At 58.6% G+C, this 403-nt stretch carries 1 protein-coding gene; it reads left to right on the top strand.

What is annotated here, in order from left to right; translation table 11 throughout:
* A partial coding sequence (locus AC5ZG1_RS44555; protein ID WP_496136593.1) for an FHIPEP family type III secretion protein occupies positions 1-403 on the top strand: 403 nt, incomplete at both ends.

Genomic DNA, 403 nt, shown 5'->3' with positions numbered 1-403 from the left:
AGCTTGCGCGATATCGGTTTTGCCCTCGGCATCATCGGCATCATCTGCATTCTCTTCCTGCCGATCCCGCCGTTCCTGATCGATATGGGCCTGGCCTTCTCGATCGCTTTCTCGGTGCTGATCCTGATGGTCGCGCTGTGGATCCAGAAGCCGCTCGATTTCTCGTCTTTTCCGACCATTCTGCTGATCGCGACGATGACACGGTTGGCGCTCAACATCGCGACGACCCGCGTCATCCTGTCCCACGGCAATGAAGGACACGATGCGGCCGGCGGCGTCATTGCCGGTTTCGCCAGTCTCGTCATGTCCGGCGACTTCGTCATCGGTCTGATCGTCTTCCTGATCCTCATCACCATCAACTTCATCGTCATCACCAAGGGTGCCACGCGCATCGCCGAAGTCG

The organism is Bradyrhizobium sp. Leo78 (assembly GCF_059512425.1).
This window is presented reverse-complemented; position numbering and strand designations above follow the sequence as displayed.